This is a genomic window from Ectopseudomonas oleovorans (genome assembly GCF_029845265.1).
Lineage (GTDB): Bacteria > Pseudomonadota > Gammaproteobacteria > Pseudomonadales > Pseudomonadaceae > Aquipseudomonas > Aquipseudomonas oleovorans.
The window spans coordinates 1-22,558 of sequence record NZ_JAOCLK010000056.1 but is presented as its reverse complement, the minus strand read 5'-3'; the positions used below and the strand labels follow the sequence as shown (position 1 = coordinate 22,558).

21 protein-coding genes and 2 tRNA genes are annotated in these 22,558 nt (G+C 55.5%); 15 read left to right on the top strand and 8 right to left on the bottom strand.

Going from position 1 to position 22,558, the window contains the following annotated elements; translation table 11 throughout:
* Positions 1-58 precede the first annotated feature (58 nt).
* Positions 59-1,342 (bottom strand): NAD(P)/FAD-dependent oxidoreductase, encoded by a 1,284-nt coding sequence (locus N5J71_RS20165; protein ID WP_279917521.1) that lies wholly within the window; start codon positions 1,340-1,342, stop codon positions 59-61.
* A gap of 183 nt (positions 1,343-1,525) precedes the next feature.
* Here N5J71_RS20165 and N5J71_RS20160 point away from each other — a divergent pair.
* From N5J71_RS20160 to N5J71_RS20105, 12 genes are all read left to right on the top strand, one after another.
* A tRNA-Val gene (locus tag N5J71_RS20160) sits at positions 1,526-1,602 on the top strand.
* 264 nt (positions 1,603-1,866) lie between these two features.
* Positions 1,867-3,789 carry a threonine--tRNA ligase gene (gene thrS / locus N5J71_RS20155; RefSeq protein ID WP_074859098.1) on the top strand — a complete coding sequence of 641 codons (1,923 nt, stop codon included), beginning with the start codon at positions 1,867-1,869 and terminating at the stop codon, positions 3,787-3,789.
* Positions 3,789-4,340, top strand: coding sequence for a translation initiation factor IF-3 (infC, locus tag N5J71_RS20150; RefSeq protein ID WP_169968739.1), 552 nt, complete (start codon positions 3,789-3,791; stop codon positions 4,338-4,340). Before thrS ends, infC begins: the two co-directional genes overlap by 1 nt.
* 60 nt (positions 4,341-4,400) lie before the next feature.
* Positions 4,401-4,595 (top strand): 50S ribosomal protein L35, encoded by a 195-nt coding sequence (gene rpmI / locus N5J71_RS20145; protein WP_003461222.1) that lies wholly within the window; start codon positions 4,401-4,403, stop codon positions 4,593-4,595.
* 29 nt (positions 4,596-4,624) lie between these two features.
* Positions 4,625-4,981 carry a 50S ribosomal protein L20 gene (rplT, locus tag N5J71_RS20140; protein WP_003461224.1) on the top strand — a complete coding sequence of 119 codons (357 nt, stop codon included), beginning with the start codon at positions 4,625-4,627 and terminating at the stop codon, positions 4,979-4,981.
* Between the two features lie 96 nt (positions 4,982-5,077).
* Positions 5,078-6,094 carry a phenylalanine--tRNA ligase subunit alpha gene (pheS, locus tag N5J71_RS20135; protein ID WP_003461226.1) on the top strand — a complete coding sequence of 339 codons (1,017 nt, stop codon included), beginning with the start codon at positions 5,078-5,080 and terminating at the stop codon, positions 6,092-6,094.
* 176 nt (positions 6,095-6,270) lie between these two features.
* Complete coding sequence (pheT, locus tag N5J71_RS20130) at positions 6,271-8,649, top strand: phenylalanine--tRNA ligase subunit beta (protein ID WP_003461228.1); 2,379 nt, start codon at positions 6,271-6,273, stop codon at positions 8,647-8,649.
* Positions 8,650-8,652: 3 nt separating this feature from the next.
* On the top strand, positions 8,653-8,955 hold the full coding sequence (gene ihfA, locus N5J71_RS20125) for an integration host factor subunit alpha (RefSeq protein ID WP_003461231.1): 303 nt from the start codon (positions 8,653-8,655) through the stop codon (positions 8,953-8,955).
* The gene (locus N5J71_RS20120; RefSeq protein ID WP_003461233.1) at positions 8,936-9,292 is read left to right on the top strand and encodes a MerR family transcriptional regulator; all 357 of its coding nucleotides are present in this window, start codon (positions 8,936-8,938) and stop codon (positions 9,290-9,292) included. The genes ihfA and N5J71_RS20120 overlap by 20 nt, the downstream gene beginning before the upstream one ends.
* A gap of 75 nt (positions 9,293-9,367) precedes the next feature.
* Positions 9,368-9,444 (top strand) — tRNA-Pro (locus tag N5J71_RS20115).
* 267 nt (positions 9,445-9,711) lie between these two features.
* Positions 9,712-10,527 (top strand): glycosyltransferase, encoded by an 816-nt coding sequence (locus tag N5J71_RS20110; RefSeq protein ID WP_341795228.1) that lies wholly within the window; start codon positions 9,712-9,714, stop codon positions 10,525-10,527.
* A complete protein-coding gene (locus N5J71_RS20105; RefSeq protein WP_279917520.1) occupies positions 10,517-13,534 on the top strand; it encodes a glycosyltransferase family 2 protein in 3,018 nt (1,005 codons plus the stop codon). Before N5J71_RS20110 ends, N5J71_RS20105 begins: the two co-directional genes overlap by 11 nt.
* Here N5J71_RS20105 and N5J71_RS20100 read toward each other — a convergent pair.
* The 4 genes from N5J71_RS20100 to N5J71_RS20085 form a co-directional block, all read right to left on the bottom strand.
* Positions 13,488-14,342, bottom strand: a complete 855-nt coding sequence (locus N5J71_RS20100; RefSeq protein WP_279917518.1) for a hypothetical protein — start codon at positions 14,340-14,342, stop codon at positions 13,488-13,490. The genes N5J71_RS20105 and N5J71_RS20100 overlap by 47 nt on opposite strands.
* Before the next feature lie 200 nt (positions 14,343-14,542).
* Entirely contained in the window at positions 14,543-15,535 is a 993-nt protein-coding gene (locus tag N5J71_RS20095; protein WP_279917516.1) for an NAD-dependent epimerase, read from the bottom strand.
* Complete coding sequence (locus tag N5J71_RS20090; RefSeq protein ID WP_033991175.1) at positions 15,532-16,875, bottom strand: UDP-glucose dehydrogenase family protein; 1,344 nt, start codon at positions 16,873-16,875, stop codon at positions 15,532-15,534. The genes N5J71_RS20095 and N5J71_RS20090 overlap by 4 nt, the downstream gene beginning before the upstream one ends.
* Positions 16,876-17,349: 474 nt before the next feature.
* Positions 17,350-17,940 carry a hypothetical protein gene (locus N5J71_RS20085; RefSeq protein ID WP_279917515.1) on the bottom strand — a complete coding sequence of 197 codons (591 nt, stop codon included), beginning with the start codon at positions 17,938-17,940 and terminating at the stop codon, positions 17,350-17,352.
* 218 nt (positions 17,941-18,158) lie between these two features.
* On the opposite strand from N5J71_RS20085, the gene N5J71_RS20080 reads away from it, so the two are divergent.
* The 3 genes from N5J71_RS20080 to N5J71_RS20070 all read left to right on the top strand — a co-directional run bounded on the left by N5J71_RS20080 (position 18,159) and on the right by N5J71_RS20070 (position 20,379).
* Positions 18,159-19,295 carry a hypothetical protein gene (locus N5J71_RS20080; RefSeq protein WP_279917514.1) on the top strand — a complete coding sequence of 379 codons (1,137 nt, stop codon included), beginning with the start codon at positions 18,159-18,161 and terminating at the stop codon, positions 19,293-19,295.
* Positions 19,296-19,472: 177 nt separating this feature from the next.
* Positions 19,473-20,150, top strand: a complete 678-nt coding sequence (locus tag N5J71_RS20075; RefSeq protein WP_279917512.1) for an inovirus Gp2 family protein — start codon at positions 19,473-19,475, stop codon at positions 20,148-20,150.
* A 34-nt stretch (positions 20,151-20,184) separates the two neighbouring features.
* Entirely contained in the window at positions 20,185-20,379 is a 195-nt protein-coding gene (locus tag N5J71_RS20070; protein ID WP_025297465.1) for an AlpA family transcriptional regulator, read from the top strand.
* Between the two features lie 194 nt (positions 20,380-20,573).
* On the opposite strand, the gene radC is transcribed toward N5J71_RS20070, so the two are convergent.
* The 3 genes from radC to N5J71_RS20055 form a co-directional block, all read right to left on the bottom strand.
* A complete protein-coding gene (radC, locus tag N5J71_RS20065; RefSeq protein ID WP_279917511.1) occupies positions 20,574-21,068 on the bottom strand; it encodes a RadC family protein in 495 nt (164 codons plus the stop codon).
* A 120-nt stretch (positions 21,069-21,188) separates the two neighbouring features.
* A complete protein-coding gene (locus N5J71_RS20060) occupies positions 21,189-21,647 on the bottom strand; it encodes a hypothetical protein (RefSeq protein ID WP_279917510.1) in 459 nt (152 codons plus the stop codon).
* Positions 21,648-21,654: 7 nt separating this feature from the next.
* Positions 21,655-22,558 (bottom strand): GumC domain-containing protein (locus tag N5J71_RS20055; protein ID WP_279917509.1); only part of this gene is annotated, 904 nt, incomplete at its 5' end.

Here is a 22,558-nt window from a genome sequence, read left to right as displayed (position 1 = left end):
TTTCAACACCTTAAGCGAACGGCTTGCCCCTCGGGCGCCGTTTTCATTGATGCGTTGCTTAGACGCCCAGCTTGTCGCGCAGCGTGTAGTACCAGGCGCCGATGGCGCTGAACGGCACCTGGAACAGGCGACCACCCGGGAAGGGGTAGTGCGGCAGACCGGCGAAGGCATCGAAGCGTTCGGCCTGACCACGCAACGCTTCTGCCAGCACCTTGCCCGCCAGGTGGGTGTAGGTCACGCCATGGCCGCTGCAGCCTTGCGAGTAGTAGATGTTGTCACCGATGCGGCCCACTTGCGGCAGGCGCGACAGGGTCAGCAGGAAGTTGCCGGTCCAGGCGAAGTCGATCTTCACATTCTTCAACTGTGGGAAGGTCTTGAGCATCTTCGGACGGATGATCGCTTCGATATTGGCCGGGTCGCGTGCGCCGTATACCACGCCACCGCCGTAGATCAGACGCTTGTCGCCGGTGAGGCGGTAGTAGTCGAGCAGGTAGTTGCAGTCCTCGACGCAGTAGTCCTGCGGCAGCAGGCTGGCAGCGACTTCATCGGACAGCGGCTCGGTGGTGATCACCTGGGTGCCGCAGGGCATCGACTTTGACGCCAGCTCCGGCACCAGGTTGCCCAGATAGGCGTTGCCGGCGACCACCACGAACTTGGCCTTGATGCGGCCTTCCGGGGTGTGTACCACAGGGTTGGCGCCGCGCTCGATGCGAGTGGCTGGGGATTGCTCATAGATCACCCCGCCCAGCGACTCCACTGCAGCAGCCTCGCCCAGAGCCAGATTCAGCGGATGGATATGGCCGCCGCTCATGTCCAGCATGCCGCCGACGTAGTTCTCGGTGGCCACCACCTCACGGATGCGTTTGGCGTCCATCAGTTCCAGCTGGGTATGCCCGTAGCGCTCCCACAGCTTCTTTTGCGACTCCAGGTGGCCCATCTGCTTGGCTGTCAGCGCCGCGAACACGCCACCATCCTTCAGGTCGCACTGGATGTCGTACTTGGCGATGCGCTCACGGATGATGCGCCCGCCCTCGAATGCCATCTGCCCGAGCAGTTGCGCCTGCTTGGGTCCGACCGTGCGCTCGATCACGTCGATGTCGCGGCTGTAGCTGTTGACGATCTGCCCGCCGTTTCGTCCGGAAGCGCCGAAGCCAACCTTGGCCGCCTCGACGATGCTCACCTTGAAACCGTTCTCCAGCAGAAACAGTGCAGTGGACAGACCGGTGTAACCCGCTCCGATGATGCACACATCGGTTTCCACCTCGCCTTGCAGGGCAGGGCGTTGCGGGGCGGGGTTGGCTGAGGCGGCGTAATAGGATTGTGGGTATGCCGTGTGCGCCATCTTGAACCTCTGTTCTTTATTTTTTACGAATGATCCGATGCTACCTGAGTTGAAAATGGCCGGCTAGTGTCCGTGCAAAATATTCAACGATCCGGTTTCGATAAAAAATTGGCCTATTTCAGTGAGTTAGCGAAAAAATCTGTTGACGGCCAAAAAGATCTGCGTAGAATGCGCACCCATCGAAGGCACATAGCTCAGTTGGTTAGAGCACCACCTTGACATGGTGGGGGTCGTTGGTTCGAGTCCAATTGTGCCTACCAAATCGATAAAAAGGGGTCGCTAAGCGACCCCTTTTTTATTGCTCGAATTTTTCGAGCAGGCTTTGCGTGTTTGTTGCAGGTGGCTGCTTGTCAGAGCTCAGGCTTTCTGAAAGCATCCACACTCTTTACTTCCAGTGACTTGGTTCGGTCTGGTTGGCCTTTGGGCTCCTGCCATTGTTAGGCGGGTATACCGCTGAATCGCTTCCTGGCTCATCCCAACCCACGTGACCTTTGGTAGGGGTCACCACTAGGAGAGGAGGCGCCATGCCCATCATTACTCTTCCCGACGGCAGTCAGCGTTCGTTCGATCATCCGGTATCCGTGCTGGAGGTCGCGCAATCCATTGGTTCGGGCCTGGCCAAAGCCACCCTGGCTGGCAAGGTCAACGGCAAGCAGGTCGATGCCTGTGACGTGATCGATACCGATGCCACCTTGCAGATCATTACGCCGAAGGACGAAGAGGGGCTGGAGATCATTCGTCACTCCTGTGCGCACCTGGTTGGGCATGCGGTCAAGCAGTTGTACCCGAACGCCAAGATGGTTATCGGGCCGGTCATTGACGAAGGCTTCTATTATGATATCGCCATTGATCGTCCCTTCACGCCGGAAGACATGGCGGCCATCGAAAAACGCATGGCCGAGTTGATCGACAAGGACTACGACGTCATCAAGAAGATGACGCCGCGTGCCGAGGTCATCGAGCTGTTCAAGTCGCGTGGCGAGGAATACAAGCTGCGTCTGATCGACGACATGCCGGATGAGCAGGTCATGGGGCTGTATTTCCATGAAGAGTACGTCGACATGTGCCGCGGCCCGCACGTGCCGAATACGCGCTTCCTCAAGGCGTTCAAGCTGACCCGCATTTCTGGTGCCTACTGGCGCGGCGACTCGAAAAACGAGCAGCTGCAGCGTATCTATGGCACGGCCTGGGCGGACAAGAAGCAGTTGGCTGCCTATATCCAGCGTATCGAAGAGGCTGAGAAGCGCGATCACCGTCGCATCGGCAAGCAACTGGATCTGTTCCACTTGCAGGAAGAAGCGCCGGGCATGGTGTTCTGGCACCCCAATGGCTGGACTGTCTACCAGGTGCTGGAGCAGTACATGCGCCAGGTGCAGCGTGAGAACGGCTACGTTGAGGTGCGCACACCGCAGGTGGTCGATCGCATCCTCTGGGAGCGTTCCGGGCATTGGTCCAACTACGCCGAAAACATGTTCACCACGGCTTCGGAAAATCGCGACTACGCGGTCAAGCCGATGAACTGCCCGTGCCACGTGCAGATCTTCAACCAGGGCCTGAAGTCCTACCGCGACTTGCCGCTGCGTCTGGCCGAGTTCGGTGCCTGTCACCGCAACGAGCCGTCCGGCGCGCTGCACGGCATCATGCGTGTGCGTGGCTTCGTGCAGGACGATGCGCATATCTTCTGCACCGAGGATCAGGTCAAGAAGGAAGCGGCCGACTTCATCAAGCTGACCCTGCAGGTCTATGCGGACTTCGGCTTCAGCGATGTCGCCATGAAACTTTCGACTCGTCCCGCCAAGCGCGTGGGCTCCGATGAGTTGTGGGATCGCGCCGAGGGTGCGTTGGCTGAGGCGCTGAATGAGTCCGGCCTGGCCTGGGAATACCAGCCGGGCGAGGGCGCCTTCTATGGCCCGAAGATCGAATTCACTCTGCGTGACTGTCTGGGGCGTAACTGGCAGTGCGGTACGCTGCAGTACGATCCGAACCTGCCTGAGCGTCTGGATGCCAGCTACATCGCCGAAGACAACAACCGCAAACGCCCGGTCATGTTGCACCGCGCGATCCTCGGTTCCTTCGAGCGCTTCATCGGTATGCTGATCGAGCACTACGCCGGATCTTTCCCGGCCTGGCTCGCGCCGACCCAGGCGGTGATCATGAATATCACCGACAAGCAGGCCGATTTTGCCCGTGAAGTCGAGAAAACTCTCAATCAAAGCGGTTTTCGTGCCAAGGTTGACTTGAGAAACGAAAAGATCGGCTTTAAAATCCGCGAGCATACCTTGCTCAAGGTTCCCTATCTCTTGGTTATTGGAGATCGGGAAGTCGAGACTCGATCCGTTGCTGTCCGTACTCGTGAAGGCGTCGATCTGGGCTCTCTGCCCATCGAGCAGTTCGCCTCGCAGTTGCAGCAAGCGGTTTCCCGGCGTGGTCGCCAAGATTTGGAGTAATAACTATTAAGCGTGAAATGAGACAGGATAAGCGGGCCGCTCCCAAGGCCCCGATCAACGAGAACATCACCGCACGTGAAGTGCGCCTGATTGGCGCCGACGGCGAGCAGATTGGTGTTGTTTCGATCGATGAAGCGTTGCGCGTGGCCGAAGAGGCCAAGCTGGATCTGGTAGAGATCTCCGCTGATGCGCTCCCGCCGGTTTGCCGCATCATGGACTACGGCAAGCACCTGTTCGAGAAGAAGAAGCAGGCTGCTATCGCCAAGAAGAACCAGCACCAGCAGCAGATTAAAGAAATCAAGTTTCGTCCAGGGACGGAAGATGGGGATTACCAGGTAAAACTACGCAACCTGGTACGTTTCCTTGAAGATGGGGACAAGGCCAAGGTATCTCTGAGATTCCGCGGTCGTGAGATGGCTCACCAGGAACTGGGTATGGAGCTGTTGAAGCGGGTCGAAGCTGACCTCGCTGAAATCGGCACTGTAGAACAGCATCCTAAGCTGGAAGGACGCCAGCTGATGATGGTCATCGCACCCAAGAAGCGTAAATAATCTACCGGGCACTGGCAGGCCTGATGGTTATCAGTTGTTAATGAATGCGGAGTACAAAACATGCCAAAAATGAAAACCAAGAGCGGTGCTGCGAAGCGCTTCCTGAAGACTGCTACAGGCTTCAAGCACAAGCACGCTTTCAAGAGCCACATCCTGACCAAGATGTCCACGAAACGTAAGCGCCAGCTGCGTGGCAGCTCGCTGATCGGTCCGTCGGACAAAGCTAAAGTCGAGCGCATGCTGCGCGTTCGTTAATCGGTCAAGATACTTAGAGGTAATTACTCATGGCTCGTGTTAAGCGTGGCGTTATCGCTCGTGCTCGTCACAAAAAGATTCTGAAACTGGCTAAAGGCTACTACGGCGCGCGTTCGCGTGTGTTCCGTGTTGCCAAGCAGGCTGTCATCAAGGCTGGTCAATATGCCTACCGTGACCGTCGTCAGAAAAAACGTCAGTTCCGCGCACTGTGGATCGCTCGTATCAACGCTGGTGCTCGCGTCAACGGTCTGTCCTACAGCCGTCTGATCGCAGGCCTGAAGAAAGCGTCGATCGAAATCGACCGTAAGGTTCTGGCTGATCTGGCAGTGAACGAAAAAGCGGCGTTTGCTGCGATTGTCGAGAAAGCTAAGGCCGTTCTGGCTTAAGTCCCCCGACAATCACCGGGTTCGCCCGGTGGCAACGTCAAAGATAGGGGAAGAGCCTTAACAGCTCTTCCCCTATTTCGTATCTGGAGTCTGTAAATGGAAAATCTGGATGCATTGGTCTCGCAAGCGCTTGAGGCCGTGCAACGAAGTGAAGATGTCAATGCCCTGGAACAGCTCCGGGTTCAGTACCTTGGCAAGAAAGGCGAACTGACCGCCCTGATGCAGACTCTGGGCAAGCTGTCGGCCGAAGAGCGCCCGCAGGCTGGCGCCCTGATCAACACCGCCAAGAATCAAGTGCAAGACGCCCTGAATGCCCGCAAATCCGTGCTTGAGCAGGCCTTGCTCGCCGAGAAGCTGGCCTCCGAGCGGATTGACGTGACCCTGCCAGGCCGTGGCCAGGCTTCTGGTGGCCTGCACCCGGTCACCCGCACGCTCGAGCGTGTCGAGCAGTTCTTTACCCATATCGGCTACAGCGTGGCCGAGGGGCCGGAAGTCGAAGACGACTACCACAACTTCGAGGCGCTCAACATCCCTGGCCACCACCCGGCGCGGGCGATGCACGACACCTTCTATTTCAACGCGAACATGCTGCTGCGTACCCACACCTCGCCGGTTCAGGTACGCACCATGGAATCGCAGCAGCCGCCGATCCGCATCGTCTGCCCCGGCCGTGTCTATCGCTGCGACTCCGATATCACTCACTCGCCGATGTTCCATCAGGTCGAAGGCCTGTTGGTCGACGAGGACATCAGCTTCGCCGACCTCAAGGGCACCATCGAGGAATTCCTCCGGGTGTTCTTCGAAAAACCGCTGGGTGTGCGTTTCCGTCCGTCTTTCTTCCCCTTCACCGAGCCGTCGGCCGAAGTCGACATGCAGTGCGTGATGTGTTCCGGCAAGGGCTGCCGCGTGTGCAAGCAGACCGGCTGGCTGGAAGTGATGGGCTGCGGCATGGTGCATCCGAACGTGCTGCGTATGAGCGGTATCGACCCGGAGAAATACTCCGGCTTCGCTTTTGGCATGGGTGTCGAGCGCCTGGCCATGCTGCGTTACGGCGTCAATGACTTGCGCCTGTTCTTCGATAACGACCTGCGATTCCTGGCGCAATTTCGCTAGCAGCCGCCCCTCGTGATCGAATTCATTTAGCGTGACAGTCGCGTAGCGACGCTTCCTTCAAGTCCTTCTCCCCTGGGAGAAGGTGGCGCCAAGCGCCGGATGAGGGTGGGGTATGCCGCGTAGGCTTGCATGATGTGGGTGCCTACGCGGCATGCCCGTCAAGGAGAACAGACAACATGAAATTCAGTGAACAGTGGCTGCGCAGTTGGGTGAATCCCGATGTATCCCGCGAGGAACTGGTCGCGCGCCTGTCCATGGTCGGCCTCGAAGTCGACGCCGTACAGCCGGTGGCCGGCGCCTTCAGTGGCATCGTGGTCGGTGAGATCCTCAGCGCCGAGCAACATCCGGATGCCGACAAGCTGCGCGTTTGCCAGGTGAGCAATGGCAGCGAGACCTTCCAGGTCGTTTGCGGTGCGCCCAATGCGCGCGCCGGCATCAAGGTTCCGTTCGCCATGATCGGTGCCGAGCTGCCGGGCGACTTCAAGATCAAGAAGGCCAAGCTGCGCGGTGTGGAGTCCCAGGGTATGCTGTGCTCGGCTTCCGAGCTGCAGATCAGCGAGGACAGCAGTGGCCTGATGGAGCTGGCGGCCGATGCGCCGGTGGGTAGTGATATCCGTAACTACCTGCAACTGGACGACGCCAGCATCGAGATCGGCCTGACCCCCAACCGTGGTGACTGCCTGTCGCTCGCCGGCCTGGCTCGGGAAGTCGGCGCCATGTACAGCGCTGCAGTTTCGCCAGTCGCTATCGAAGCCGTTGCGCCTAGTCATGACGAGGTGCGTCCGGTCGAGGTGCTGGCCCCCAAAGCTTGCCCGCGTTACCTCGGTCGCGTTATCCGTAACGTTGACCTGTCCCGTCCGACTCCGCTGTGGATGGTCGAGCGCCTGCGCCGTTCCGATATCCGCAGCATCGATGCGGCGGTGGACATCACCAACTACGTGATGCTCGAACTGGGTCAGCCAATGCATGCCTTTGACCTCGCCGAGATCAATGGCGGCGTTCGCGTGCGCATGGCGGAAGAGGGCGAGAAGCTGGTGCTGCTGGACGGTCAGGAGGTCAGCCTGCGAGCCGACACACTGGTCATCGCTGATCACAGCCGTGCTCTGGCCATCGCGGGCGTAATGGGCGGCGAGCACAGCGGCGTGAGCGACAAGACCCGCGACCTGTTCCTGGAAAGTGCCTTCTTCGACAACATCGCCGTTGCCGGCAAGGCCCGCTCCTATGGCCTGCACACCGACGCGTCGCACCGCTTCGAGCGTGGTGTGGATTCGCAACTGGCGCGCCAGGCAATGGAGCGCGCGACTGCGCTGCTGCTGGAGATCGTTGGCGGCGAAGCCGGCCCGGTCATCGAAGTCAGCAGCGAGGCCGATCTGCCGAGCGTGGCGCCGATCACCCTGCGAGCCGAGCGCATCAGCCAGATGCTGGGTATGGATATGGACAGCGCCGAAGTCGAGCGTCTGCTCACCGCGCTGGGTCTGGGTGTCAGCGCTCAGGGCTCCGGCCAGTGGCTGGTCAGCGTGCCGAGTCACCGTTTCGACATCAGTCTGGAAGTTGATCTGATCGAAGAGCTGGGCCGCCTGTACGGTTATAACCGTCTGCCGGTGCGCTATCCGCTGGCGCGCCTGGCGCCACAGGCCAAGTCCGAGGCGCGTGCTGAGCTGCCTGCTCTGCGTCGCCTGTTGGTCGCCCGTGGTTACCAGGAAGCGATCACCTATAGCTTTATCGATCCCAAGCTGTTCGAGTTGTTCACTCCGGGTGTCGAGCCGCTGCAACTGGCCAACCCGATTTCTGCCGATATGGCCGCTATGCGTTCCTCGCTGTGGCCAGGGCTGGTCAAGGCGCTGCAGCACAACCTCAATCGTCAGCAGTCACGCGTGCGTTTGTTCGAGAGCGGCCTGCGTTTTGTCGGCCAGTTGGAAGGTCTGCAGCAGGAAGCCATGCTCGCCGGCGTGATCACCGGCAGCCGCCTGCCTGAGGGCTGGGCCAACAGCCGTGATAACGTCGACTTCTATGATCTGAAAGCCGATGTCGAGGCGCTGCTGGGTTATGCCGGCGCGGCTGATGCCTTTAGCTTCGTTCCTGGCGAGCACCCTGCTCTGCATCCAGGTCAGACCGCTCGCATCGAGCGGGAAGGGCGCCTGGTTGGCTTCATCGGTGCTCTGCATCCTGAGCTCACCAAGACCCTGGGCTTGGATCAGCCAGTATTCCTCTTCGAGCTGGTGCTGGCCGAAGTGGCTGCTGGTCGCATGCCTGTATTCAGCGAGTTGTCGCGCTTCCCTGAAGTGCGTCGTGACCTCGCGCTGCTGGTCGACCGCGAGCAGCCGGCCAAGGCTGTGCTGGACGCAATCCGTGAAACGGCGGGAGAATGGCTGACGGACCTCAAGCTATTTGACGTCTATCACGGTAAAGGCATTGATCCGCTTAGAAAAAGCCTTGCCGTCGGCTTGACCTGGCAACATCCATCGCGCACTCTTAATGACGATGAGGTGAGTACTACTACGCAAAATATCCTCACCTGCCTCGAACAAAGGTTCAACGCCACGTTAAGGAAGTAGCGTATGGGGGCTCTGACGAAAGCTGAAATGGCGGAACGTCTGCATGAAGAGCTCGGCCTGAACAAACGGGAAGCCAAGGAACTGGTGGAGCTGTTTTTTGAAGAGATCCGCCAGGCTCTTGAGCTGAACGAACAGGTCAAGCTGTCCGGGTTCGGCAACTTCGACTTGCGCGATAAGCGCCAGCGACCCGGCCGTAACCCGAAAACAGGGGAAGAGATTCCAATCACGGCTCGCCGTGTGGTCACTTTTCGTCCGGGGCAAAAATTGAAAGCCAGGGTCGAGGCCTATGCTGGAACCAAGTCATAACGACGAACTACCGGCAATTCCCGGCAAACGCTACTTCACCATTGGTGAGGTCAGTGAACTCTGCGCGGTCAAGCCCCACGTTCTGCGTTACTGGGAACAGGAATTCCCACAGCTGAATCCGGTAAAGCGGCGGGGTAACCGTCGCTATTACCAGCGTCAGGATGTGCTGATGATTCGGCAGATTCGTGCACTCCTGTACGATCAAGGCTTCACCATCGGTGGCGCACGTCAGCGCCTTTCTGGTGACGAAGCCAAGGACGACACCACTCAGTATCGTCAGCTGATCAAACAGATGATTTCCGAGCTCGAGGATGTTTTGCATGTACTGAAGAAGTAAGGCCAAGAAAAAGTTGCCTTATTTCAAAAGCTTAATGTATAGTTCCTCCCGCTTTCAGTCACCCGAAAGCACCGTCGGGGCGTAGCGCAGCCCGGTAGCGCACTTGCATGGGGTGCAAGGGGTCGAGTGTTCGAATCACTCCGTCCCGACCAAAAAACCCTAGAAAATCCAGTCACTTAGCGGTGACTGGATTTTTTTATGGTCGAGTGTTTTGTCTGTGGACGAAATTTTGTGCCACTTTTTGTGCCACCGAGATTTTTCTGCTGTTGAGTGATTAGACCTGCTAGCGGTCTGCTCCCTATTAGCACCCTTAGCTCCGGCTCCTCGGAGTGCATGACGTGTCTGGAGTATGCTTTTCTGCGAGTCTCTGTCGCGAGGATCACCTCGAACAGCAGTTTTGACTTGAATTTGGAGCGCTGATGCCAGGGATTAGGGTTTTGATTGCCACCGTACCAGAGAGAATGGGACTGCTTCGCCGCGCATTGGCATCAGTCTGCGCTCAGACTATGGCGCCAAACTCCGTAGTGATCGTTTGTGACCGCGGCTTGAAACCAGCAGATGCCATGGCGACGATTGATCTGGTGCTTGAGGATCCGCATTGGTTAATGAATCAAGGTCCGTCCGGCGCGGCAAACGCGTGGAACACGGGCATTGACTACATAGCAAAGCACTGGCCAGACGATTACCTGGCCATTCTGGATGACGATGACACCTGGGATTCGGAGCATCTCGCGGGATGCCTGAGCATTGCGGCGCGGGGGGGCTGGCCGGATCTGGTGATCTCTGGTATCCGTGCCTGGGTGGATGGCATCGAGCAGCCTCGCGAGCCGATCCGCTCTTTGCTTGTGAGCGATTTCCTGGTGGGCAATCCTGGGTGGCAGGGTTCCAATACCTTCATTCGTATCGCTACATTGCTGCGTGCCGGGTGTTTTACTCCCGGGCTCGCGAGTTGCAATGACCGCGATCTTGCCATTCGGGTGTTAAGCCTCGAGGGTCTTCGCTCTGCATTCACTGCGCGCCATACGGTGAATTGGTTTCATGAGCGTGGGCGTGCCTGCCTTTCCTCTGTTGGGTCAGATGACAAGCTGAGCGGTCTGACGCGGTTCTATCAGCTGCATGGCTGGCGGATGACTTCGGAACATGAACGGCGCTTCTTTGCCCGTGCGAAAGAACTATTCGGTCTTCCCCGCGACTTGATACTGCAACACCTGAAGGAATTGGGCCATGCACTTTAGTGCGCCGCGCAGCCTTTCGCGCATCCTTTGTTCGCGCGCAATTCGCTTCTCGGGTGAGTTATCTGCCAGCGCCATTGTCGCTGAGGTAGTCATCGGTATCTGCGTGCACAACCAGGCCAGTAAGCTGCCTAGGGCGCTCAACTCGGCATTGTCACAGCAGGTCGTTCAGCAGGGGCGAGCAGTGGTTGTGATCCTTGATGACGGCTCCAGCGATAACTGGCAATCAGGCATCGAATCTCTACTAGCTGATCCGAAAGTGGTTGTGCTTTCTGCTAACTGCGGCACTGCAGCCAAAGCCCGCAATGCGTTGCTGGATTGGGTGGATGAGTACCTGCCTGAGGCAGTCTGGGTCGCGCGGTTGGATGCGGATGATTGCTTTGCCTGTTCTGACGCGGTTGCTGTGATGGTCGACGTGGGCAACCGGTCAGGCGCGCGTTTTGTGCTAGGTAGTAATCATCTTGACCTTGATGGAGTGCAGCAACCGCACAGTAATATCGCTGACGCGTCATGGCTTCATGACGCTGAGCGGTTAGTTCGATTCATCGAGGCTTTTTGCTTGGGGCAGGCGGATAATGAGTTGCCGTCTTGTAATCTCCTTTTGCGTACCCGTAATGGTATTCGCTATCCACATACACGCAGTGCTGAAGATCATTGGCTTGTTGCTCGGCTACTAATTCTCGAGAGTGAACGAGGGATAATTCTTCCCTACCCAGTCGTGAGTGTCTATTCGTTGGGCGGTGCTCTGACCAGTACCAATCGCCGTTCAGATCATTGGTATCTTCAGCGCAAGCGTTTGGCGCAAGCCGCAAGGATGTGGGCTAGTTTCCGAGCGTATGGCAAATCACTGCTGGGGGTGGGGCAGGAAGGTGTGGTTTGGCGGGAAGGAGAGTGGGTACACAAGCAGTTCTATCCTTGGGCCATGAGCGAGGAAGATGCTGCGCGACTTGAGAGCTTAATCCAAGGCCGAGAAGGGCCCGTTCCGGGGGCGCAATGGTGGCGAGATGAGGAGGGCTGCTGGCACTGCCGCTACGAGTGGTTCGAAAGTATTCCCCTGCCAAAGCGCCTCCCCATGGAAACAGTGAAAAGCTTTCTTTTGCAGCTGCTCACTTGTGGTTACCTCACTGGTAATGTTACTCGCGCCAATTTTCGCATGCGTTTGGATGGAAGTCTGGTCTGCATTGATATAGGGGCGGATATCACCGAGCTCACTATCTCACGTTTTCTAGATACTGCAGCGCGTCTTTACAGTGTCGGCGTACTGGGTTGGGCTGACCACGATATGGCTCGACGGGATTCAACACTACGCCAGCATGAAGCATTGGATACCCTGCCCGGATTCGCGTTGTTCTTTCGTGAGCTGATTGAGGCGGCTTATCCGCATGTGGATATCGCACGTTACTCACCGGTATTTCCACCGATAAGGCATGAGTCGCGGGTAACTTTGCTAATCAAGGCATGTGCCCAAGATGCGGAGGTATTGGATGCTCAGGCACGACACATAGTCAGCCAGCTGTCTTATCCCGCTACATTTGCACGTCGCATCCTTTTGCTTGATACCCATGCTGGTCCATTCCTGAGGCAGTATGCATGCGCCGATTCTGTTGGATTGTTACGCGCAGCAAATCAGCTTCTGGAGGACCAGGTTATCGATGCAATCTGGATGTCACCCAGTAACAGCGGCGAAATTAAATCAACCTATCGTCGATGGTTCGGTAGAGATGACGTTTCGCATAGTCACACGCACATTGGCGCACCGTTGTTCGCACAGCTCTGGGCCTTTGAGCGGTTGGATACGTCGCTTGTATTGCAATGCGATGTCGACATCCTTATCGGTCGACGTGACTGGGGGCATGACTTCCTCGATGACATGTGTCGTGCGATAGAAGCGCCGGACGTCGTCTCTGTTGGTTTTAACATCCCGCAGCTAACGCTAGATGTGAAACCCTATAGCGGAAAACCTGGTGAGTACCCTCCAGAGATTCGTTGCGCTCTGCTACATATCCCTCGAATGCGGGCTATGTGTCCATTGCCTAATAGTGTTTTCAACGGGCGCTTCGAGCTCATGTGGCATCGCAGCATTCAGCAGGGTCAAGCCGGTGGGGTGTCGCGCTCACTGCGAGGTGGTGACTGCCGCACTTACTACCTACACCCTCAGAATATGGACAAGCTATCAGATAGCCTGCCGCGCTGGCGTGATCTGGTGGCCCAGGGGCATGAGCCCCTGCGTCAGAGAGGAAAATGGGACTTAGTCGCCGATGCAGGTTGGAACTACCCTCCGCGCGATGAATCATTGGTGTTTTTGCTAAAGGGGCGGTGTACCGGAATCGCGAAGCTGCGACGCAGCCTGACTTCGCTCGCGCTACAGCGTGAGCAGAGATTCGGCCTAATCGTGATCGATGATGGTAGTCCGGCTGAAGAAACATGGCTCATCCCCATGCTGCTTGGGGAGCTGCGCGATCGTACTACCCTAATCCGGCGTGAACGCCGCTATGGCTATATCCCCAACTTTCTGACCGCAGTGGGGGATATTTGCCGTGATCCTGAGACGCTCATAGTGACTTTGGATCTGGATGACGCGTTGATGTCGCCCGATGTGGCCGCTCGCTTGTTGGCCGCTCAGGCCGAGGGGGTGGATTTGATCAATGGCGTTATGTTTCGCCCGGACAAACCATTGCAAGAGTATCTGCCGGACTATAAAAACGCACGATCTCTGGGGGGTGGCAATCTTTGGTCGCATTTACGAGGTTTCCGTAAGCGAATCTTCGATCTGCTCCCGAGAGACTATCTCCGGTATGACGGCGCTTGGCTGGAGGAGGTGACCGATTATGGGATCATGTTGCCTCTGAGCGAGTTGGCTGAGCACCCCCATTTTATCGGGGATCTGTATTGCTACTATCACCAACGGGAGGCCTACCCTGCCGACCGGAAAGAGCGACAGAAGATATTGCTCGATTGGATCTTTAGCCTGCCGCCTGTTCAAGATAGAGGAGTTGCTGAGCCTGGCTGAGCCTTCTGAGCAGTGTGTCGATAGAGGTCGAAAGCGAATTGCTGTATAGCCACCAGTTCGGTGTTTCTAGGCTCGTTCGGTCCAGATGTAGAAACGGTTCAAGTTGACGCAGACGCTCTTGATTTGCATAGCCATACCAATCGAATTGTGAGGAGGAGACCAGCTCTACGAGGCTTGCTTGGTCAACAGTATTTGGGCCTCTCAATGCGGCGACTTGCATCCAATCGTGAATACGCGGGTAGGGGTCTAAATGTCCCCTTGTTTGACCAGTGGTTTCGTGAGTTTTTGCTGTCATGTCTAACCACCTAAGCCGATCGCCATGAGCCGCAATCAGCTGCCAAGCTAAACGCTGTTCCCCCAGCCAATTGTGAAATGCCGCTGCCAAGGGTTTCCTTGGTGTTAAGTCTGGGGGCCTCAGCAGTGTTGCGCGAAGTGGCATGCGCAATATGTGTAGTGATAGACCTAGTTCAATACAGGTATGAATGGTCGTAAGACCAGTGGAGGGCAGGCACTCCAGCTCAGTCTTAAGTTTAAGTGCCTGCTGCGTGAGCAGATACTGAAGTCGCTCGCAATCAGCGTCTTTCATTCCCTGGCTGAGGACCTGAAATAAGACTGACTCGTGTGGTAGGCGAGCGACTCGCAGATTGGATACACGAATCTCCATCGGAGATAAGGGTTTATCGCCGCTGAGATTAAAGCGAACGCACGGACGGTCATGCTCTGGTTCAGGCGTTTGGCCGGGGCCATTCCCCACAATGCAGATGTCTGTGGCGCCTTGGATAGCCCATTTTTCGGTCGTAGTATTCATCTTAAGATGTTGATTGAAGGCAGGATGAATTTTCTCGTACGCGCCTCAACACAATTCCTTTGTTGCTACATACCAACGTAGCTAGCTTTACTGCACTCGGTCGCTCTGGAGCTGGCGTCCAGCTCCACGGCTGAACTCATTTGAGTCGAAGTTTCAGCTTGGATACTGTATTCCTCCCCAGAGCGAGGGGGAATCCAGGTTCAATTATTGTAGAAGTCGCGATACCAGCCGACAAAGCGGGAGACACCCTCTAACAGCGACATGCTAGGTTGAAAGCCAGTACGTTGCGTAAGAGTGCTGATATCAGCCCAGGTATGCTGTACATCCCCCGGTTGCATTGGTTTCATCTGTCGGATGCTCTTGATGCCTGTGGCGGTTTCAATGCACTCGATAAAGTCCAGCAATAGCACCGGGGCGCCGCGCCCGATATTGAACAACTGTGCTGGTGCTCCTTGTGTGGTCTCGCCACGCTCGTCGGCATAAGGCGGCGGGCAGTCCTGAATCCGCAGGATGCCTTCGACAACATCGTCGATGTAGGTGAAGTCGCGAGACATGTTGCCCGAATTGTAAATCTCAATTGGCTGGCCCTCGAGAATTGCCTTAGTGAACTTGAACGGCGCCATGTCGGGACGGCCCCAAGGACCGTAGACGGTGAAGAAGCGCAAGCCGGTGGTAGGCAAGTGGTATAGGTGTGCGTAGGTATATGCCATCAGCTCGTTAGCACGCTTGGTTGCGGCGTAGAGTGAAACCGGTTGATTGACAGGATCCTCAATCGAGAAGGGTACCTTGGCATTCATGCCGTAAACCGAGCTGCTTGAGGCATAGACCAGATGCTGGACTGCATGCTGTCGACAGGCCTCGAGGATATTGACGAAGCCTGTCAGGTTGGTATCTGCATAGGCATGAGGGTTTTCCAGCGAATGACGGACACCTGCTTGAGCGGCTAGATGGATGACCCGCGTAAATGCGTGCCGATTAAACAGTGCTAGCAGGTGGTTACGGTCGGCAATGTCCTGCTGGCAGAACGTGAAACCTTTCAGGGGATTCAGTTGTTTAAGCCGGGCCAGCTTGAGTTCGACGCTGTAGTAGTCGTTTAGGTTGTCCAGGCCAACGACCTCGTGACCTGCTGCACACAAGCGCATTGTCGTATGGAAGCCGATGAAGCCGGCAGCGCCGGTTACCAGGTACTTCATTGAAGGTCGGTCCCTGTGATCTGGCGACCAATCGAGTAATAGGTGAGTCCGGCGCGGATTACCTGAGCCGGCTCAAACAGGTTGCGCCCATCGAAGATCACGCGGTCGGAGAGGCTCCGCCGGATTTGGTGGAAGTCGACGATACGGAAGTTCAGCCACTCGGTTAGGATCACCAGAGCATCTGCACCTTCCAGAACTGCCTCTTTCGAGTCGGCTATCAACAGATCGGGGCGGGAGCCATAGAGTCTTAGCGCTTCCTGATTTGCTGCAGGATCAAAGGCTTGTACCTTTGCCCCTGCAGCCCACAGTCGCTCCAATAATGTTCGGCTGGGTGCTTCGCGCATATCATCAGTATTGGGCTTGAATGAGAGGCCCCACAATGCAAAGGTTTTGCCGGTCAAGGCCCTACCGTAATGCTCGAGGATGCGTTCGAACACGCGCTCCCTCTGTCGCTGATTGATGGCCTCTACGGCTTCGAGCAGTTGAGCACGATAGCCAATGTCCTGCGCAGCACGTTGTAGCGCTTGGACATCCTTGGGAAGACAGGACCCCCCGAAGCCACACCCGGCGTACATAAAGTCATAACCGATGCGAGAGTCAGAGCCAATACCCAGGCGCACCATCTCGATATCAGCGCCCAGACGTTCGGCGAGATTAGCAATTTCGTTGATGAAAGAAATTTTTGTGGCCAGCATGCAGTTGGCGGCATATTTAGTCAGTTCGGCACTGCGGCTATCCATGACTATTAGTTTTTCATGGTTGCGACTGAACGGTCTGTACAAGTCTTGGAATAGCCCAATATCCTGCTCATCATCAACGCCGATGATTATACGCTCCGGCCGCATGCAGTCCTCTACTGCAGACCCTTCCTTGAGGAACTCTGGGTTGGACACCACCCGCATCTCTAGTTTGGCGCCGCGCAACTCGAGCATGCGCTGAAGGTGCTGCTTAAGATGTTTGACGGTCCCCACTGGCGACGTCGATTTGTTAATGATTACCTTCTCTTCAACTGCATGCTCGGCTATAGCATCAGTAACCGCGAAGATGCCGCTCAGATCTACACTACCATCTGCACAGAGCGGAGTGCCGACGGCAATGAAGATGGTATTGGAAAAGGCGACCGCTTGCTCTGCGCTTGTCGTGAAGGTCAACTGTCCAGATGCAATGTTGGCGGCTAGAAGGCCGTCGAGGCCTGGTTCATAAATTGGGGACTGCCCCTTGCTTATTTGAGTTATACGCTGCGCGTCAATATCCATGCAGCAAACTTGGTGGCCGACCTCGGCCAGGCAGGCTGCTAGGGTGAGCCCGACGTAACCTGATCCAAAGATGGAAACTCTCATCCTTACCCTACCTTTAATTTGGGTGCGTATTAAGTGGCCTAGTCGTTTGGCAGCACATAGGGCCAGCATGAGTAGGTTTTACTAGCAGCAGACTGTATGTTGCAGGGGTTGAGCTTTGAGTTGTATGGTCCGGAGTGAGCTTATTGCCTCGGGATTCTGCAGGGTGGCTGCAAGTTTATTAGTGGTAATAAAGTTTTATCTCTATTGCTTGGTTGGCTTGTTTTTAATTGTAGTCTTCTGAGTTTGATTGGTGATTCATCGGAGGTAATAATTGCTTGCACTGTTCTGTTATTTCTAGAGAGGCTGGATGTGAGGAGTTAAGTGTTGTTTCTCTAGGGCTTTATGGGCTGGGTAGCATGTGTTTGGCGGGTGTTTAAATCACTTTTTAATTGAGGTATTAATTGGTGGTTTTTGTGGTGCGGGTAGTGAGTTAGGTGTGGTTAGGTCAGATGCTTGTTCGGAATATGAGTGAGGTTAGATTGGTTGGTTTAGGGTTTCATTTAATTGTGCTGCAAGGCCCGAGTCCAATGAAATACCCTCGCTTTCTAGCTTCTCTATCAGAATGAGACTTATAGATCTGAGTATGGTTATATGGCCTTCTTGTGTTTCTATTTTATTTTTCAGTTCAGATAGCTCTGAGCGGTGAGCAGCTGTCTTGTCTAAAGTGTTGCTTAACCTATTGAGCTCGCGTGAGATGCCGATGCCTCTTTTGGATTTTATGCTTTTAAGTTTTTCTTCAAAAGCATTTGCGTAGTGTTTTTTTGCTTCGTAGTTTATGTTGATTATCTCTTCAAGGGTTTCGGTTAGTCCCCGTTTTCCTTGTATTCTTTTCAGTGTGCTGAAGGTCGCTAGTGAAATGTCGCAGCTGAGGGTTTTTCTTTTTGCTCTATGAAGGCGCGAGCTCCAGCGCTGCTTTAACTGCTTGAATTGATCCTCCGATAGAGCATTTAGGTATATCAGTAATCCGTGTTCATCACGTGCCCACTGAGGGGCCGTTTCTATCAGCCAATCATGGATGCTTGGGTCCTTGTGAAGCCAGTCGCTTCGGGATTGCTTTTTTCTCATAATCTCACGTGTGATTTTATTGGATATCACGCGTGATATTACATGTGTTCTGCTATAAGGTGTATGGGGTGGGAAACCAGGATAAAGGCCTTTTTATGTACATCTCATGCCGAGCCTTTGCTTGCAAGAGGGCGATTCCGCTTAGGGCGCGCGTCCTTCTTTTCAGGCTAGTTGAGCGGTATGGTCTGGTGGGAGTGGATGAGGTAGGGGTGAGTGGCGTGCAACGCCTCGCTGAAAGCACGGGCTTTAGCAAGAGCGCGTTGAGTCGAGCCCTGAGCATCCTCGTTGGTCAGGGGGTGCTTATAGAGAGGCGTGAGCCAACCAAGGGGAGGCCTAGAACGATCTACCGCCTTGCGCCTGCCTTGAAAGAAGTTGTGCTTTCACCGTCACGGAGAGATTTTCACGCGCCGTGGCTGGTTCGTTTGCTGGGGTCAGATGACCCGGTGTTTAGCGATCTTTCGATATCAGAAAGAGCTCTCTTGGCGATCCTATGGGGTTTGCTCCCTCGCCCAGGTTTGTGCGTACTTGATGGCTGGAGTGTTTCCCGTCTAGCAAGGTTGGCCAGTGTCGATCCGTCTACTTTTTATGAGATTGTTCGTAGGCTCGAGCAAAAGAAGATGCTCGTAGTGTCTGGTGCAGCGTTTGCTTCTGGCGGGGCGAAGGACAAAACCAAGACTTACTTTTTGTTGGGTCCTGCAGTGCTGTCGTGCTGGCCTAGATCCTATACATGGCAGGTTGATCTGACGGGGGTGTTGGGATGGTTTGCAGGTAGGGAGGATCAGTTCAGCGCCAGGGAACTGATGCAGCTTGTTAATAGTCCAGCGCTGAAAGTGAATGAAATTGAGGTCGGTGTCAGGGCTGAATTGCTTGAGCTTTTGAATGATGCGGCCGGTCGTGACTATGTTTTCAATCAATGCTGCGCTGCCATATCACATGCTTTCTCCGGTGGTGGGAGTGGTTCTTTGAATGAAAATGTTCTTTATCCCAGAGTGCAGTCGGCGCTGCTAAGGCTGTTGCGAATGCAAGTGGTAGGTAATGGCTTATACCACAGGGCTATTGAGGATATGGACTTCGGTAGGCTTGATGCTAAGTCCCACGTGTTATCTGTTTTTGCGGAGCAGGTCTCATTTATTTTAGTTCGCGATTTCAAGAACCTGCTTTCCTTTGCTCCCAGATATAGGGAGCTTGGGCAAGGGAATAGGCTTATGGTTTGCTACCTTGTGGGTGTGGAAGAAGCATGCAAGATGCGTATTGACTTTGTCACCGATGATAGTGATGCGGGAGATAAGTTCGGAGCAGGCTTGCAGGTTCGATATCAGCAAGGCCTGCTTGATTTGCCTGATCAGCTGCTCTAAGGGCTGATCGATGAGTGCTGCTTTTGTGTTGGTTAGTTAATATTATTAGATGCTAGGGGTGTTTAGTTCTGGTGTTGTTATTGATGTGTGCGTTGTGTGGTGGGTGTTGTTAGGCGTGAGTGTGTGAATGCTTACCGATCAGGGTAGTACCTATGGAACTAACCATAGGAGCTACCCATGTACGATCAGCCACCAGTAGGCTCGCCCCAATGGCGAGACCTTTCTGTCCAATTGCTACCTCATGAGAGTCATGAGGCCTACCTGAATAATATCTACTCGTTGCTCTCAAATAGTTTGATGGTGCACCCGCGGTGGACCGTCATCCGGTTGGATCTGCACGTACCCACCGGATGCTTTCTGCCCCAACGGGCAATAACCGACTTCATCGAGTCCCTCAAAAGCCAACTCGAACATGTACGGTCTATCAAGGCAGCGGCAGGGAAGAGAGCTTACGATCCGATGCTTCGGTATGTGTGGGTGCGCGAGTGGGATACTGCAGAGTATCCGCATTATCACTTGGCGCTACTGCTCAACCATGATGCCTACTTTTCCGTGGGCGATTACTCGAAGTTGCAGTCTGATGATTGCAGTTATGACCAGATGCTCGCCGGTCGCATCTACAAAGCTTGGGGTGTGGCACTGGGGGTGGATTGGGCAATCGCCATGAAAGGGGTTCTATTCGCCCCTAACCCTGTATCGCCTTTACAGGTCCAGCATCCGCTGTTCGAGCAGCAGTATCAGTCGGTCTTCTACCGCCTGAGCTACTTCGCCAAAAAGAGGACCAAGGTGTATGGGGACGGCCAGCGAAACTTTGGCATGAGTCAGCTGAGTCGTCTTAAAGCCGAACTCCCCTGAGCCATCTCATGGACTAACTACCGGAGTGCCGACCATGAGACTGATTCGACTGAAAGAAGTGATGCGACTGACCGGCCTTGGCCGCTCTACCGTCTACAAGGTCATGAAGGAGGGGAGCTTCCCAGGCTCAGTTGCTTTGGGGGGTAAGGCTGTAGCGTGGGTTGAGTCCGAGGTGCAGGAATGGATCCTGGCTCGGCTTCGGGAACGAGATGGTCAGCCGTCTCTATAACCCTACGATACAACCGCAGGCAATGCTGCTATTGCCTCCGTCTGCAGGCGTAACAACCCCCCCTGAGCTTTGGCCTTTCAACGCAAAAAAATATCGGGCATGGATTGGCGTGGGCAGCTGCTACGCTGCCCACGCTGGATCTATTCGGTGCTCATCAATCTCGACGTGTATTTCTCGGACAACCCGGAGCGGTTTCACACGTATCCCTGTTCGGCGAGCGATACGCAGCCTTCAGCTCCCACGATGATGTGGTCGAGCGTGCGTACGCCCACCATCTCGAGTGCTTGCTTGAGCCTGCTGGTCAGGACACGGTCTGCATGGCTTGGCTCCGGATCACCGGAAGGGTGGTTATGCACCAGTACTATTGCTGCTGCATTGTGTTCCAGCGCTACTTTGACGACTTCGCGGGGATAGACACTGGCACTGTCCAGGGTGCCGCGAAACAGCTCCTCGAATCGAATGACACGGTGTTTGCTGTCCAGCAGTAGCAGTGCAAATACCTCATGCTCATAGTCCTGCAGCAGGAGTTGCAGGTAGCTGAAGACTTCCTTGGGTTGGTGCAAGGCCTGGCCTTTGCGCAGCCGCTTGCTGGCCAGGTGTTGAGCCATTTCCACGATATCGGCTTCGGTCACCGGTGCTTCGGCGATGTAGGTGCCAGCGGACTCGCCGGCCTTGAATTTGGCAGTCATAGGACCTCCATTCGGCTGTGTTTGTAGGGGCATAAAAAAACCGCCGGACCATCGAGTGATCTGGCGGTTTGAGGGGGATCAGCTGAACCCGTATTTCAGATCAGCTTTGTCAGTGGGGCATCAGGGCAAGCGGCCTTCGCTACACCATTGCTGCCACTCGGTGATTTGGTCGTGGATGATCGTGACTTCGTCTCCTTCATCTTGGCGATAGGCAGCGATCCAGGCATCCAGGCACGCCTCAGCATCCATCGCTGAGGGAGCTGCTTTTATTCGACCCAGATGAAGTAGTCGGCCCTGGAGCTGATATTCAACGCAAGCGTAGTTCTGGCAGTTGGTCTGGACGCTCTGCTCCCAAACGTGATGCTCCTCCTGAACACGCTGCTTGGTTGCTTCGCTGTAGTTAGGACTGTTCATGATTTTATTGAAGCCCTTGTCGACAGCTCGTTTGAGCGCCGTCAGGGATTGTCGATAGCAGGTCTCAACCTCTTGAGCAGATCGCCTGGAATCACAGTAGGCATTGGCCTGAACGTTCATCGAGGCCAGCAGCAATATCGGAACAAGTGCGGTCAGTCGCTTCATGGGGCACCTACAGCAGCGGTGCTTTTTGGCGTAGGTCGGAATAGGTCTTCACGTTATTGCGGTAGACGTCCTGAAGGCTGCTGAGCCGATCGATGTGGCCAAACCTCTTGATCTGCCCGTCGCTGTAAGTACCCTCCAGCCCCGACCAAACGAGTTCGATTTCGTCATCCTTGACGACCCACTCAAAGATTTCGGCAACTGACTCTATGGTGGCGGCATTGTCAAATTGCTCCAGCTTGGCGGCGTGCTGGGCATCCAGCTCCTCAAGCTTGGCAGCAACGGAGTTCTGCAGGTTTTCATAAAGCTCCGTTGCCCGGTTCAGGCGCTGCTGAGCGTGAGCCACCGATTCTTGCCCGCGAGCATTCTGGACTTCGTTCAGGCGAGCCCGCTCCTCAGCAATCTGGGCTTGAACCTTTTCGCGTTCAGCCTCCATGGCCCGAAGCAGCTCCTGTTCGTTCTGCTTGTGTGCAGCGAACTGAGGAGAGGTTGTGTCTCGCGTGTAGCTCAGGAAGTAACGTTGTGCCGCTGCTGCAACCTCTGGGCTACCGAAATAGTTCTGAAGCGAGCGAGAGGGGGCGTTTTCGGAGAGCAGATCCTCCCGGGCCATCAGGTCGCTGAGCCGGTCGCTGTTCAAGGTTGCAGTGTTGGCGGGCCGCGGTTTATTCAGCGCGTTCTCGGCGGCTTCCACCTCCATGCGTGCCGGTTCTAGATGGACTTGGGCCGCCCGCTTTTCCAAGTCGAAGCCGCTGAGCAAGTTCTCCCGTATGCGTTGCTTTTCCTGTGCGTAGTACGACTCGATGCCGGTGATATGGCACTTGTACTGGACAAGCTCTCTGTTTCTGTCATCAGTAATGACCTCCCAATCGACGCTGTCGCAGATGCTCCGATTGCTGAACGCTTGGTCGACGGTG